12 protein-coding genes are annotated in these 13342 nt (G+C 54.0%); 7 read left to right on the top strand and 5 right to left on the bottom strand.

Features of this window, described 5'->3' with window-relative positions; translation table 11 throughout:
* The first annotated feature begins 161 nt into the window (after positions 1-161).
* Positions 162-479 carry a PA4575 family protein gene (locus tag PspR76_RS26470; protein ID WP_159960002.1) on the top strand — a complete coding sequence of 106 codons (318 nt, stop codon included), beginning with the start codon at positions 162-164 and terminating at the stop codon, positions 477-479.
* Between the two features lie 125 nt (positions 480-604).
* Here PspR76_RS26470 and PspR76_RS26465 read toward each other — a convergent pair whose 3' ends face one another.
* Positions 605-2428 (bottom strand): hypothetical protein, encoded by a 1824-nt coding sequence (locus tag PspR76_RS26465; RefSeq protein WP_159960000.1) that lies wholly within the window; start codon positions 2426-2428, stop codon positions 605-607.
* A gap of 162 nt (positions 2429-2590) precedes the next feature.
* Between PspR76_RS26465 and PspR76_RS26460 the strand changes: the two genes are divergently transcribed.
* Complete coding sequence (locus PspR76_RS26460) at positions 2591-3079, top strand: TIGR00645 family protein (protein WP_017139291.1); 489 nt, start codon at positions 2591-2593, stop codon at positions 3077-3079.
* 15 nt (positions 3080-3094) lie between these two features.
* Here the strand turns inward: PspR76_RS26460 and PspR76_RS26455 are convergent, their stop codons facing one another.
* The 4 genes from PspR76_RS26455 to PspR76_RS26440 form a co-directional block, all read right to left on the bottom strand.
* Entirely contained in the window at positions 3095-4528 is a 1434-nt protein-coding gene (locus tag PspR76_RS26455) for an ArnT family glycosyltransferase (protein ID WP_159959998.1), read from the bottom strand.
* 126 nt (positions 4529-4654) lie between these two features.
* The gene (locus PspR76_RS26450) at positions 4655-5680 is read right to left on the bottom strand and encodes a hypothetical protein (protein WP_159959996.1); all 1026 of its coding nucleotides are present in this window, start codon (positions 5678-5680) and stop codon (positions 4655-4657) included.
* 106 nt (positions 5681-5786) lie between these two features.
* Complete coding sequence (locus PspR76_RS26445; protein ID WP_159959994.1) at positions 5787-6041, bottom strand: DUF6124 family protein; 255 nt, start codon at positions 6039-6041, stop codon at positions 5787-5789.
* A 1132-nt stretch (positions 6042-7173) separates the two neighbouring features.
* Positions 7174-8067, bottom strand: a complete 894-nt coding sequence (locus tag PspR76_RS26440; protein WP_159959992.1) for a hypothetical protein — start codon at positions 8065-8067, stop codon at positions 7174-7176.
* Between the two features lie 163 nt (positions 8068-8230).
* Between PspR76_RS26440 and PspR76_RS26435 the strand changes: the two genes are divergently transcribed.
* From PspR76_RS26435 to PspR76_RS26415, 5 genes are all read left to right on the top strand, one after another.
* Positions 8231-9595: a hypothetical protein gene (locus PspR76_RS26435; RefSeq protein ID WP_159959990.1), complete on the top strand. Its 1365-nt coding sequence runs from the start codon at positions 8231-8233 to the stop codon at positions 9593-9595.
* 56 nt (positions 9596-9651) lie between these two features.
* Positions 9652-9846: a helix-turn-helix transcriptional regulator gene (locus PspR76_RS26430; RefSeq protein WP_159959988.1), complete on the top strand. Its 195-nt coding sequence runs from the start codon at positions 9652-9654 to the stop codon at positions 9844-9846.
* Between the two features lie 390 nt (positions 9847-10236).
* Positions 10237-11199 (top strand): YagK/YfjJ domain-containing protein, encoded by a 963-nt coding sequence (locus PspR76_RS26425; protein WP_159959986.1) that lies wholly within the window; start codon positions 10237-10239, stop codon positions 11197-11199.
* Positions 11200-11343: 144 nt separating this feature from the next.
* The gene (locus PspR76_RS26420) at positions 11344-11553 is read left to right on the top strand and encodes a helix-turn-helix domain-containing protein (RefSeq protein ID WP_159959984.1); all 210 of its coding nucleotides are present in this window, start codon (positions 11344-11346) and stop codon (positions 11551-11553) included.
* A 115-nt stretch (positions 11554-11668) separates the two neighbouring features.
* Positions 11669-13339 carry a site-specific DNA-methyltransferase gene (locus tag PspR76_RS26415; RefSeq protein WP_159959982.1) on the top strand — a complete coding sequence of 557 codons (1671 nt, stop codon included), beginning with the start codon at positions 11669-11671 and terminating at the stop codon, positions 13337-13339.
* Positions 13340-13342: the final 3 nt, after the last annotated feature.

Raw genomic sequence — 13342 nt, 5'->3', positions numbered from 1 at the left:
TGACTCCCATTTCCGGGACCAACGCCCGTTGGTCCCTACAACCTTGGTTTGTACTGGTTTTCTTCTATTCTGAGTTCTAAGGATATCCACTGGAGTCGCAGGATAGAGACAGCCTCGCCGTGTAATTGAGGTTGAACACCGATCTACCGAGGGTCGCCGCCATGCCGCGCAACCTTTGCCTTACCCGCCAATGCCTGGGCCTGGTCACCCGTATCGAATGCTCCATTCGCCCTCTCGCGGGGGATAACGGGATGTGGACGTTGTTGTTTGCCGCCGGAATGACCGGTGAACAGCCTTCCACCATCAAGTCCCAAGGCCCGTTCCATGGGCCTTTCGTGGCAGAAACCATTCTGGGATCAATCGTCGAAAGCCTGACGCTGCACGGCTATGAGCTGGCGGATGACCCGCAGATCTGGTGCCTGCACCTGCAAGCCCATCTGCGACAACTCAATGGCGGACATGAGCGCCTAGCCTTGTGAATGATCGTTCCCACGCTCTGCGTGGTAACGCCGCCCTCGACGCTCTGCGTGCGGCTCCAGCCTTGCGTGGGGTGACGCGGAGCGTCACGGGATGTGTTCCCACGCAGAGCGTGGGAACAATCCGTTCACTTGCTCTCGGGCTTGTCCAGCTTGACCTCAAAGCCGTATTGCACGGTGTCGAGGTCGGTGCGCTGGTAGCTTTCCAGTGTGGTCGGCTGGCCGTAGAAATAATGCACGTCAAACAGCGCTGTGCCGTATTCCTCGGCGCGGTGGCTGACGCTGAGGATTTCCTTGAGGTAGTTACCGCTGGCGTCCTTGGCGTAGAAGCGCCAGCTGTCGGCGGGAAATTCCTTTTGATCGACGATCAGCGCGTTGTCCTTGAGCGACAGGCCCTTGGGCAGCTTGGCGATATCAATCGTGGCTTTCTCGATGGTGGCCAGGAACAGCGGCACCGAACCCACCGCAAACGCTGGGGTTTCCGGAAACAGGTTGAGGTCGTAGGTGAGCGTGCCGCTTCCTGCATTCATCTCAAAGGCTTCGGTCGGCAGCTCAATGGGCTCGCCGCGTTCGCCTTTGTCGTCCGCCGTGAAGAAGGTAATCGGCGCATCGCTGTTGTTGCGCTCGGCGCCGACCAGGTCGTCGTTGAACGTGAACGGGTGGTCAAACACGATCTTCGCGGCGCTGGCGTCTTCGGTCGATTGACTGATGGTGACGCTTTTTTTCAGCTGCTCCTCGGTCATTGACGCGTCCTTGAGCCAGCTCGGCGCGCTGTCGTCATACACCGTGACCGGCATCGGCAAGGCTTGCACGGTGCTCTGCAGGCTGTTCTTGTCGAAGCGCAGCACCGGCAGGTCGAGGTCTTTGCGGGTGAGCGTGGCCTTGGAAAAATCCAGCACGTTGACTTGCAGGTTTTCGATCAGGCCATTGAAGTACACCTTGGCGTAATGGCTGGTCTGCTTGTGTTCGAAGGCTTTTTGCTCGTCTGTCAGTTGCTTTTCAAAGGCGTCCGACCAGGCCGTCTGCTTTTGCATCTCGGCCAATTGTTTTTCGTAGAACGCCACTTGCGCGGCGTTTTCGTTGATCGAACCCGAGCGGGTAAGAAATTGCCCGGTGCTGTCGCGCGCTTGCACCAGCAATGGGTTCGGCGATTCGTCGCCGACTTCCGGCGCCAGCGGCGCGCTGTTGGTCAGCTCGATCTCGGCGTAGTTTTTCTCAAGCAGCAGCAGGTTGAGGGTGATATTGCCCTCGGTGCGCTTGTGGCCCATGTCCTTTTTCGTCAAGTCGAAGGTCAACACCTTGCCCGGCGCCACCACCTCCACCGCGCCCTTGAGGCTGACGGGCTGCGGCTGGCTTTTGTTCTCGGTCTCCACGCCTTCGATGAACGGGTACGTCACCGTCAGGTCATCGGGGTTGGTCAGGTTGGAGCTGCTGGGGCTCAGCTGGATGCCCGGATCGGTTTCCGACCATTCCGGCTGGAAGGGGATGACTTTGTTGTTGCTCAACGTCACCGACTGCCATTCCAGGCCGTGGGGGAAGGGGAATTGGTCCGGGGTGTTGAAGTTGAACGGAAACACCGGCTGCAAGTCGGTCAAGTAGTCGGAATGCGAGGCTTTGCGCAGCACGAACAGGCCGTTGATGTAGGTGTCGACCAAGGCTTGGGGCGTGGGGTAGTGCTTGAGCAGGGCCAGGGTGTCTTCGCCGTATTCGGCTTCGATGGGCTTGGTGGCCAGCTTGGTTCGCGCCCGTTCCAGCAACAGCAGCGAGCCGCCAAGGTCGGCGATGGCATCGCGCAGTTTGGGGTCTTGAATGCTGTCCAGCGATTGCTCGAATTTCGCGGTTTTCTCTTCGAGGGTCGCCTGCTTCTGCTCTTCTTTGGGGGAGCAGCCGCTGGCCATCAGCAACACCGCACACAGGCCGAAAGAGGCCAAAGGGGATCGCACATCCATCATCTGAGTTTTCCTGTTCCACAGCATTGAGCTGATTTGATGGGCTCGACACTAGCAGAAAAATTCTCTTACAGATGCCGCCCAGGTCAGTTTTCTCGCGGTTACAGGTGTTTGGACGCGGCTGGTATACTCGCGGCCATTTTTAGCATAGCTGTGTGAGATCCAATGGAACGCTTTATCGAAAATACTATGTACGCCTCACGCTGGCTGCTGGCGCCGATCTACTTGGGGCTTTCCCTGGGCTTGCTGATTCTGGCGCTGAAGTTCTTCCAGGAAATCATCCACGTCCTGCCTAACATCTTCACCATGTTGGAGTCGGAAGTGATCCTGCTGCTGCTGTCGTTGATCGACATGGCCCTGGTGGGCGGCTTGCTGGTGATGGTGATGATTTCCGGCTACGAGAACTTCGTCTCGCAGCTGGATATCGATGAGAACAAGGAAAAGCTCAACTGGCTGGGCACCATGGACTCTTCATCGCTGAAGATGAAAGTGGCCGCCTCCATCGTGGCGATTTCGTCGATCCACCTGCTGCGAATCTTCATGGACGCCAAGAACGTCGATCCGCAGCATTTGATGTGGTACGTGATCATCCACATGACCTTCGTGGTCTCGGCGTTTGCCATGGGTTACCTGGACAAGCTCACCAAGCATTGATGCCCTGCGCCGGCCTTACTGCTCGACGAAGAAGTAAGGCTGGCGGTTGATCGACATTTCCTTGATGACCGTGACCTTCTCGCTCAGTTGCTCGGTGCGATCCAGCAACGCCACGTTACCGGGTTTGGCCGCAAGATAGCTGCGCAGCTCAGCTTCGGTTTGCAGGATCGGCAAGTAGGCCTGCAGATAAAACACGCTGGCCCCGGCGATGCGCTCGTTGGGCTGGAACAACACCACCTCTTTGCCTTCGGTTTGGAAGGCCTTGGCCTGGCTGATCACCGGTACGAAAGACTCACGTTTGTCGGCCTTGGGGGCAAACCAGAAGGCGGCGGTCATGTAGCTGACGATCAGCAGCGTGAACACCCCGCCGATCACGCCACGGTGATAACGGTACAGCGCCGGCTTGTTCGCTTTGAGCCACTCCAACACCACTCCCGCGTACTCCGCAGCAAGCACCGCAGCGGCGGGTGTCAGCGCCATCAGGTAAACCACGCGCTTGCTCGACGCCAGCGTCAGCAGGGTGAACTGCGCCACCAGCCACACGCTGAAAAACAGGCGGTAGCGGTTTTGTACCAGGCTTTTACGGAAGTGCCACAGGCCCAGGTACACCAGGATGTTCCACGGCAGGAAGGCTTCGGGCAGTTTGGCGATGTAGTAGTAAAACGGTTCGTAATGCCCTGCCTCCACAAACGAGCCGCTGAAACGCCCGACGCTGTTGGTCCACAACACCTCGGCCACGGCTTGCATGCCGCCGCGCTGGAACAGGAACCCCAGCCAGATCAGCAGCGGCACCAGCGCCAGCAAGGTGAACAGCGCGGGCTTGAGCCAGTCGCCGATGCGCAGGCGTTTGTCCATGATGCTGGTGCTGGCCAGGTACACAAAGATCACAATCCCCGGCATCGCCAGGCCCAGTACACCTTTGCTCAAGGTCGCAATGACCATCCCGAGCGTAAACAACGCCCAGGCCCACACACTGGAACCTTCACGCTCGGGCCGCACGGCCTGGTAGAACGCCAACAGCGCCGTGGTCACGCCGAGGCTCAGCAGTGAGTCTTCACCCACGCCGCGCACATTGCCCCAGTAGCTGGCCATGGTCGCCAGGATCAGCGCAGCGCAGAACGCCATGTTTTTCGGCCGCCCGAACCTGCGCAGCATTGCGTAAAACAGCATCACACTGAACAGCCCGGCAAACGCCGACGCCAGGCGCACGGCCCCGCTGGTTGCGCCAAACAGGCGAATCGCACCGGCGTCCAGCCACAGGCTCAGGGGCGGTTTTTCCAGGAAGGGCTCGCGAAACAGGCGGGGGATGACCCAGTCATTGTCCAGGTGCATGGCCATGGCGATCCCGGCGACACGGGCTTCGGTGGAGCCTTGCAGCTCATGGCTGCCCAGGGCAAAGAAGAACAACACAGCAACGAGAAGGAGCAGCAGAGGAACGGGGCGCGTCATGGATTCTGGCTACCGAGCAGGGGACCGCTCGGGGGAGCGGCCATGTTGATCGGTCAGTATATGTATCCGTTTCTTAACATTTCGTGAACGAATGTGGGGTTTTTGTAAGGCGGCCAAACCCGCTGCTCAGGGCAGTTTCAAGCTGGGTAACGCCGCTTTGCCTTGCTCGGTCAGTACTGGTTCCAATTGCGCCCAAGTGAAGGACAAGTCGTTGTCGCAACCGTCGCCTGTGGCGCGGGTGGAGAGTTGCAGGCCTTGGGTGTTGAAACTCAGGTCGAAGGTGTCGTAGCTGGTTACGGCGGGGCAACCCTCGTCGGTGGTGGTTTGCTTGGCCAGCCACGTGCTGAACGTTGCCGGCAGCTTCAAGTGGCCGGAATAGGCGTCATACCATTCTTGATTTGTGCCGAGCCATGTCCACGGGTCAACGCTTTCGCCGGTGTGCAGGTCCCAGGAATGCAGGCCCCAACTGATGCCCCTGGCGCCAGTGCCAGCGGTCCAGCGGTAAAACTTGACGGTTATAAATTGCGACGACCAGTACGTCGGTTCGACCTCGATTTCGCTGGTATTCGCTGAGCCGTTTCGGCCGAGGTATTCGCGGCGTTCGTGAAAGTAGTCAACCTGATCCTCATCGTTGACGGCCAGGGCGGCGAGTTGGCGGTTGATCTTCTGAATCGCCGGGCTATCACTTTCCAGCTTGAGCGTGACCTGGGCACCTTGAGTCTTGAGCAGATACGCGTGGTTTTCGAAGCTTTTCTTCTCGGTCTTGACCGGAAGAGGCGTGGCTTCCATGGGCGCGTTGTAGGCATCGCTGCCGCAGCCGTCCGTGCTGATGCGTTGCAAGCTGAGCGGCAGCGGCTTACCGCCCTTGGTTTTGCTCCAGCCGCCTGAGAGCGTATCGCCCTGAGGTTTGTCCAGCTTCCAGAAACCGGTGTTACCGGTCTCTACCCACGGCGCGTTGTCGCTGGCTTGGGTCAGTTGGATAGGCATGAGAATGCGTTGGTAGTAATAACTGCCATGCTCGCCATCGGCGCCGTTGAAACAGGCGGTGATGGCGGACTTGCCCAGCGTGCCCTGCCAGACGCCCGCGAGGTCGGCGGCGGTGGCGAGCAAAGGCGTGAAGGCGAGGGCGATGACAGCGAGGGGCTTGAGCACGGGTATCTGACTTCCGGTTGTCTGATAAAGGCCGTCAGGGTAATGGGAAGTGTGGGGGGATTCCAGGGGGCGAGGCGTTGTGAGGCGGCTCGCCCTTTTTCGTTTCTTAAGGCTGAGGCGGTTCGCTGTGGAAGGGCTGCGTGTTCAATACGCGGTTGATTAACAGCTCGCCGAGTACGATCAGTTGCTGTGCCGCGAGCAACTTGTGGCGGTGCGAGCCTTCAAGCTCGAAGGCCAGGTCGGTGGTCATGGCGTTCAGTGAGGCGAGGGTTTCGCTGGCTTGGATCAGCAGGGTTTCTGCGGGAATGTCTGAGGCGAGGGTGAAGAGGGTTGTTGGGGGATTAGGGGTGATTTTTTTCATGGCTCAAACTCCTTGATTAATGGAGTCGCCAGACATCGCTGCTAAACGAAAAGGGTGGCGACTATACGCGGGTTAGCAGACCGGGAATCAAGGAACCCAGCGCACCCGAAAGTGCCCCACGTACAGCCGCCATAACGCAGTTCAGCAGATGCTGAACAGATGGAGGCGTTGCAGGCCTTGATATTACCCGAGCTGCTAAACCCGGTCGCTGATTTTGCAGCGACTGGAGGAGGTTAGCTGGGTGAGTGGTGGGGGACCAGTTCACCGAAGGCTCGACGTATTGAAGGAAAATTCCGAAGGTCTATAGAGCAGTCATTCTGACAAACAAAGAACTCATCCGCCGAATGCTTGGTGCCGGACTCATCGGCGTGTCAGCTATCCATGTCTTCTTAGACGCGACTCTACTCTGAGACCCACAGAGGACCATGCTCAGTCTTGACCTGAGCGTATCCATCTGTGCGCTTGAGTACCTTGAATGTGCCATTAAGCGGTCTGCACATGTAGGTCGACAGATTTATGAGTGACTCCTTCATCTCCTCCCGCTGCGCTAAATAGTGTGGGTTGTCGGACATGATGTTCTGCACCAGCACCAGCCGTGATCGCTGCGTCGACAGATCTTCACATCCGTATTCACCGCTTAACCGCAGGTCGGCCGCCATCGCGTCTGGCGAGAGTGCAGCCAACGCCAAGAAAGCTATTGTTTTTCTCATCTGGTCACCCGAAACGGACTGAGTAGAGAGTGTATACGCAGCAGGAGAACCCTAGCGCTAGACTGTTGGGCTTAGAAAAGAATAGGCCTATCTGGATTTCGACGCATGGTCCCCGATGCTTTCTGCCTAATAGCGTCGAAATCCTGAGCTCGGTATGCACCCACTAAGACTGACGCTGAAAGCTGCTGAAAAGCTGCTGAAGCGTGCGTAAACCTACAACAACCCTCAGCAGCATCCAGAACCCCAGAAACAACAAAACCCGCACTAGGCGGGTTCTGTCGATGCTTCGAATTGGTGGGCCGGGGTAATCTGAACAGGATTAATAAGTTATTGATAATAAAGTAAATATACAGTTTTATTTTTCGCTTGGAATACTATTTGGAATACCCGTGTTAGGTATGGCCCGTTCGCACCTCGGACACTCAGTCATCATCATACTGATTATCGAGTTTATGTTGTTCAGGAGCCTCACACATTTTACGCAGCGAATTCAGAGTGTGCTCTGAAAGCCTTTTGCGCTTTCGAACCGCGTATTTTGGTTTTTCGGCCGCATGCTGATCATCTGATGGGCTAGGGGGTACGGATGTATTTGCAGTTAGCACAGCATCACATGGGCGTTTGTGAAATCTTACTAAATCAGTCTTCCTGATTGGAGGCATGGAGACAGATGTTGAATGCTGCATCAGGTCCCTACGACGTCTGCGACCGGCGGATGATTGGATTACTTCAAGGGCGTGATTGATCTCCTCCTTGATCAATTCTATCGGCGTTAGGCTCTTTGCCTCGATCATGAGCTCACTAATATCGTTTGAGCTCTCACCGTTCAAGTCGGTCAGAAGGGTAAAGCATTTTTCTAGGTGGACCTCCGTCTTGGCTTGCCGAGTTTTCCAGTCCTCTAGTTCGCGCTTCAAATCATTAGCGCGTGTCTTTTGCAGCTTCATCCATCCTTTTTGGTCTTTTTCTTCAGACGCTGCGTTTTCGATCAGAATCTCAAGAAGCGAAGTGGCGGGCATATCGTTGGCTTTGGCTAATCTGGCTAACGTTCTTTTGGTCGAAAGCTGGAGAGTGAAAGTGCAGGGTTGCCTTCCGTTGGTGGGAGCTCGGCCCCGCTTTTGACGCCAGGCATTTTTCATCAAATCGAGAACTTTACGGCCCTCTGCTGACCTCTCTAGCTCCGAACCTCGCTCCAGCATGAACTCATGCGTAGCGATAGAGCTGTTGGCCATCCCTTTCGTTCTGAGGTAGCTCAATGCCCAACGCCGTTGTTCTCTATCGTTTTTGTCCAGCCAATCCAAGCCTAGTGTTCTCTGGCGCATCGCATACCACCACGTCATCAACCGAGATGATGTTATAGCTTAGGATACTCTACGATTCAATTCGTTATGCGTAACGTTATGCATAGCGTTATGCGTTTGATTAGACTTTATTGATAGTATGAAAAATAGGGTATATTTAGCTAAATAATTTATGGTATGGCATATGCTCATCGAACTGTTGTCACTGATATTAGGGTCGCTTGATTCAAGGGCACGGTTCACGCTAGCGGCGTTTTACCTGCGCTACGAGTTCACGAACACAGGGCCTCTCACCAGTGATGAGTTGGCTGGCTGTCTTGGCGTGCCTACGACAGAGTGTGCGGTTGCGCTCAGCATGCTTTTGAAGGATTCGGTGTTGATTGCGTCAGCTGAGTCGGGTGGACGAGTCGGTCGGCCGAAAAAATCCTTCCGCCTACATGACGGCGTGGCTATGAAACTCCAGCTAGGGAGGGCCGTCTCACGTCCCCTCACTGCTGCGCCGTACTTGGGTGTGGTCGAGCGGCTAATCAGGGGGCCTTACATTTACGCCACAAGACCTGACGTGGAGATTCATGCAGTACCGGCGAAGCCCGCAAAGGTGGAGCATGGGAGGGTGGCTGTGCCGAATCGCACTTCATTACTCAGTCGATCCAATCGGCTTCTTCTCGCAATGCTATTCGCTCATGCAGACCGTTTTGGTGTCGTAAATTCGTTCGGGAATGTAGAACTATGCCGACTCACCGGTCTTGAGCAGACAAGCCTTAAACAGCGAATTAAGAAACTCATTGAAATGGGATTTATTCGACGTCACGTGCCTGGAGTCGCCAGCCCCATTTTTGCTGAAAAACTCAAAAGCAGTTATATCCTTAACCTGAACCATCGGCAAATCACCTTGGGGACGGACATTATCGGCTTCGTTGTGCATGAGTGCTTGGACGAGTGGGCTGACTCTGTACGGTATATGGAGGGCGTTTGGTTTGATCTTGAACACTGGCGTAGTCCCGCTGCTAAACACACGTCCTCTGTTTTCCCCACGCCTTCTTCGGTTCTCCGCCTTTTTAGGCGTGCACCCAAGCACGTGATTGAGCAGCTTGAGTTTTTTTTGAATGGATGTGTGTCAGATCTTCTGACACAGCACTGGGAGCAGCTAGGCGTTGCCAAGTCGGGTTTTTCCCCGGATATCCGAGACTGCATCAGCGCATTTTTTCGCAAACCGATGAGGGATGTTAAAAATGCGACTTTGCTCGACGAGGCTGAAGTCATAGATTTTTTATGCGCGATGACTATTCAGTTTGCGCGTGAGTGCAAGGTGCGCTTTTCACAGATTGATGGGCTTGCCTGGTCAAGTCTGAAATTCAGACTTCTACCCAGTGATCTGCGGCTGGGGTATTCGAGTTTGGGGATGTTGATTGATGGCGCCGGTGGCAGGCTGCTGAGAGAGGCGGGCGAGCACGTTGAAACGACAGAAATCACTACGGAAGCCCTTTGCCCTGCGGAGCTTAGAGTGAAGGCGGGGTTGCTCACACCGTCACAAGCGACAGCCGTCTAGGCGGTTATTTTTTATCACTCCTGCCAATCCTCTGAACGAACAGAGGAGCCCCGTTCATGAAGATCATCCGCCTAAAAGAAGTTATTGATTCGACCGGTCTGGCCCGGTCAACCATTTACAAATACATTGGGGATGGCAGCTTCCCGAAGCCGGTATCATTAGGTGATCGCTGTGTTGGTTGGGTGGAGAGCGAAGTAACCGATTGGATCCTGGCTAGGATCAAGGAACGTGATCTGGCGACGACCGAGTGACCAAGCAAACCAAGGTGAGTAAGTCATTCCATCTAGCATAAACACCATGACCGGCGTGCTGCTGGTCATGGTGTTTATGCCGATTGGTAGTAATAAGTTCTCAGCTAACTCTCGCAAAGGAAAGTTTGGCACATTCCTCGCCGCGCTTGGCAATATTGATCCTCGGTGCCCTGTCTGACCGGGAGTGTTCTCTTGAGTCGGAGCTGCATCTATTTATATACCTCCTAGGTAGCCATTCACTATCAATCTACTAGCCATGAGATAGTCATCAATGACCTATGAATAATCTACCTGTAGTCCAATCATCGCTGGTTATCAAGGAGGAGGGTCACCAGTTATAAATTGCACAGTCGGTATCTGGTATGAAAACAACTAACCAGGTACACAATCATGAGCAACTGGAGCCCCTACACCAGCCTCCCCCAATCCGATATCGCCATCCAGATCGAGCGACTCGTTAAGTCCATCGAGCGATTCGACACCCCAGCATTCTGGCTGCCTGGCACGCGTTCAGGTAATGAGCGAATTGAGCCGACCCAACTGTCCAGGTACTTCAAATACATCCGGCAAATGATTGACCTGTTCGATGATCGCTGCGGATACCAATACAGTGAACATCTGCAAGCGTTCTGGGACGCCTGTCAGGACATTGGGCTGGAGCGGAGTCCTACCGGGCCCGTGTGCTTGAACGAGAGCGCTACAGCCTACCTGGACCATCACCGCAGCATGAACGTACTCGTCGAGCGTATCCGTCAGCTAACAGGTAAGCAATGGTACCGCCGCCGGAAGGGAGACCGACGTCAGCAAGCCAGGGTCAATGCTGTGCGTGTCTGTGACTACTCAGACGCGATGCTTGCTCGCTACTCGCGGACTCTGATCATTCGGGTCAACCTGTATTACTACCAACAGGCCCAGGTCAGGTTGCGAGTCGAGCGAGTATTCGATGATCTCGACCGGTTGCTTGCTGAGCGTGAGCGTAACCCGATATTTGACCACCTTATTGGCTATATCTGCGCAGTAGAGCAGGGGGAGGATCGCGGCTACCACATCCATGCGGCTTTCTTCTTCAACGGCAACGAGGTATGGGCTGACGTCTACAAGGCCCAGCAGATTGGTGAGTTGTGGGAGCGCATTACTTGGGGGCAGGGCTATTCCCACAGCTGTAACCACGAAAAGGAAAAGTACAAAGACGAGGAGGAGGACAGGCTGGGTATAGGCATGATTCTTCGAAGCGACCAAGATATCCGTCCCCATATCCACTATGCGATGCGCTACCTGGTCAAAGATGATCAGCGGTTGCAGATTAAACCAGTGGGGGCTCGATGCCTACGAATGGGCCGCGTCATTACATAGTCGCCAGATTGCGGCTGCATTGGGGGCCGGATGCAGTCCTGCGCAAATTATCTTTCTGGTATTAGCTGCAAGACCGTATCTAGCGCTGATAGACTTCAACCGACTTAAAACGACTATGACAGCTTGAGCTAGAGCGTGATTACCATGAGTACTGAGAACTGGGTCACTGCTGAGCAGGTTTCCCTTCACTTAGGTGTTGCCAAGGACACGGTTTATCGCTGGCGTGAGCGGCGCGGCATGCCGGCTCATCGCATAGGTAGGCTCTGGAAGTTTCAGCTCTCCGAGGTGGACGAATGGGTGCGGGCTGGTGGTGCAGATGAAGACAACACTGACAAGGCCGTTGCTGGTACTTAAGCAAGCTTCTTTTTTGCTCTCATCTGCTGCATAGCGATAACCTCAAGATAGAGGAAGTTGCTGAAAGACTACGGCGAGTCAAAGCCCAAAATTATTGATCAAGAGTTGATATCTAATGCCAACACTTCACTGGGTAGGAAAAGACAAAGTGGTGAACCATCACCACGACGTACCCTTTCGCTTGCTGAACAAACAGTACACCTTTAAGGCCAACGAGGGCGCGCCAGCCAATTCGACTGCCAATCGTATTATTCATGGCGACAATTTGGAAGCGCTGAAAAGTCTATTGCCCGAGTTTGAAGGCAAGGTGAACTGCATCTATATTGACCCTCCCTACAACACAGGCAATGAGGGATGGGTTTACAACGACAGTGTGAACAACCCTAAGATTAAAAAGTGGTTGGGTCAAGTAGTAGGCAAGGAAGGCGAGGATTTAAGTCGTCACGATAAATGGCTCTGCATGATGTATCCGCGCCTGAAATTGTTGCATCGGTTGCTTGATAAAAGTGGAGTGATATTTGTCAGTTTAGATGAAAATGAAATTACTCATTTTCGAGCGGTGATGAATGAGGTTTTTGGTGAGTCTAATTTTTTAGCGCAGATCATCGTTCAATCAAATAAGCGCGGGCAAACCTACAAGCAGATTGCCAAAACGCATGAGTATCTTTTGTGCTTTGGGAAAAGCTCACTCGCGGAGCTTGGGGAACTTTCGACAGAAGGCAAGAATCTGCCTGAAAAAGATAAGTTCGGATCTTATTCTTCCCGTGAGTTAAGGAATAGAAATCCGAAATTTGGTCGTTTCAATCGTCCGAACCTCTTCTACCCAATATATGTTCAGCCAGGTATAGTTGACGATGATGGGAACTATATCCCTTCATTGCTTGAGTCCAGCAATTCTATTGCTATTGAACCTTTTAATAGCGAAGGTGTTGAGAGTTGTTGGCGATGGGGTAAGGAAAAGTTCCAAAAGAATACGGTGAATGGTTCTACTGAGCACCTGTTCGCACGTCAAACTCGTGATGGTGGTTGGCGAGTTTTTGAAAAATATCGAAAAGAAAGTGTTAAAGCAAAGTCAATATGGTTTGACACTAAATACATTAGTGAGCAAGGCACGACCGAATTAGGGCGGCTGGGATTAGGTGCGGCCTTTGAGTTTCCAAAACCAGTTGACTTAATACTAGACTGTCTTGAATTATGTGATAACGATGATGCAATTGTATTGGATACGTTTGCAGGAAGTGGTACCACCGCCCACGCCGTCCTTAAACTCAATGCCCAAGACGGCGGCAACCGCCGTTTTATTCTTTGCGAAATGATGGACTATGCCGAAACTATCACTGCGGAACGGGTTCGCCGCGTTGTAAATGGATATGGCGAGGGCAGCAAAGCGTTGCCAGGCACTGGCGGTAGTTTTGATTATTACACGGTGGGCCCTGTGCTGTTCAACGAAGACAAGAACCTCAACGAAGAGGTGGGTGAGGCACCGATCCGTGCTTATGTGGCGTATACAGAGAGCATTCCGCCTGCTGCGCAATGCGACAAAGGCAACCCTGTAAGCCAATATGCGCTGGGAGCGAGTGACACGGCATTATGGTTGTTCTATTACGAACCCGACCGCGTTACCACGCTCAATCTGGATTTTCTGGCTTCACTCAACATTAAAGCATTGCCCAAGCGTCCTGAGCACTTTGTAATTTACGCAGATAAATGCGCATTGGACAAAGACTTTCTCTACAAACACGGTATTACGTTCAAGCGCATCCCGCGTGATATCACTCGTTTCTGAAAA

It is taken from the genome of Pseudomonas sp. R76 (assembly GCF_009834565.1).
GTDB lineage: Bacteria > Pseudomonadota > Gammaproteobacteria > Pseudomonadales > Pseudomonadaceae > Aquipseudomonas.
The sequence above is the reverse complement of the archived record's forward strand: the minus strand, read 5'-3'. Positions and strand labels throughout refer to the sequence as shown.

Bases quoted from the DNA above. Each gene is read 5' to 3' on its own strand.
- PspR76_RS26465 (WP_159960000.1), bottom strand. From the start codon at position 2,428: ATGATGGATGTGCGATCCCCTTTGGCCTCTTTCGGCCTGTGTGCGGTG.
- PspR76_RS26430 (WP_159959988.1), top strand. From the start codon at position 9,652: ATGAAGATCATCCGCCTAAAAGAAGTTATTGATTCGACCGGTCTGGCC.
- PspR76_RS26415 (WP_159959982.1), top strand. From the start codon at position 11,669: ATGCCAACACTTCACTGGGTAGGAAAAGACAAAGTGGTGAACCATCAC.
- PspR76_RS26425 (WP_159959986.1), top strand. From the start codon at position 10,237: ATGAGCAACTGGAGCCCCTACACCAGCCTCCCCCAATCCGATATCGCC.
- PspR76_RS26455 (WP_159959998.1), bottom strand. From the start codon at position 4,528: ATGACGCGCCCCGTTCCTCTGCTGCTCCTTCTCGTTGCTGTGTTGTTC.
- PspR76_RS26440 (WP_159959992.1), bottom strand. From the start codon at position 8,067: ATGCGCCAGAGAACACTAGGCTTGGATTGGCTGGACAAAAACGATAGA.
- PspR76_RS26445 (WP_159959994.1), bottom strand. From the start codon at position 6,041: ATGAAAAAAATCACCCCTAATCCCCCAACAACCCTCTTCACCCTCGCC.
- PspR76_RS26460 (WP_017139291.1), top strand. From the start codon at position 2,591: ATGGAACGCTTTATCGAAAATACTATGTACGCCTCACGCTGGCTGCTG.
- PspR76_RS26470 (WP_159960002.1), top strand. From the start codon at position 162: ATGCCGCGCAACCTTTGCCTTACCCGCCAATGCCTGGGCCTGGTCACC.
- PspR76_RS26420 (WP_159959984.1), top strand. From the start codon at position 11,344: ATGAGTACTGAGAACTGGGTCACTGCTGAGCAGGTTTCCCTTCACTTA.
- PspR76_RS26435 (WP_159959990.1), top strand. From the start codon at position 8,231: ATGCTCATCGAACTGTTGTCACTGATATTAGGGTCGCTTGATTCAAGG.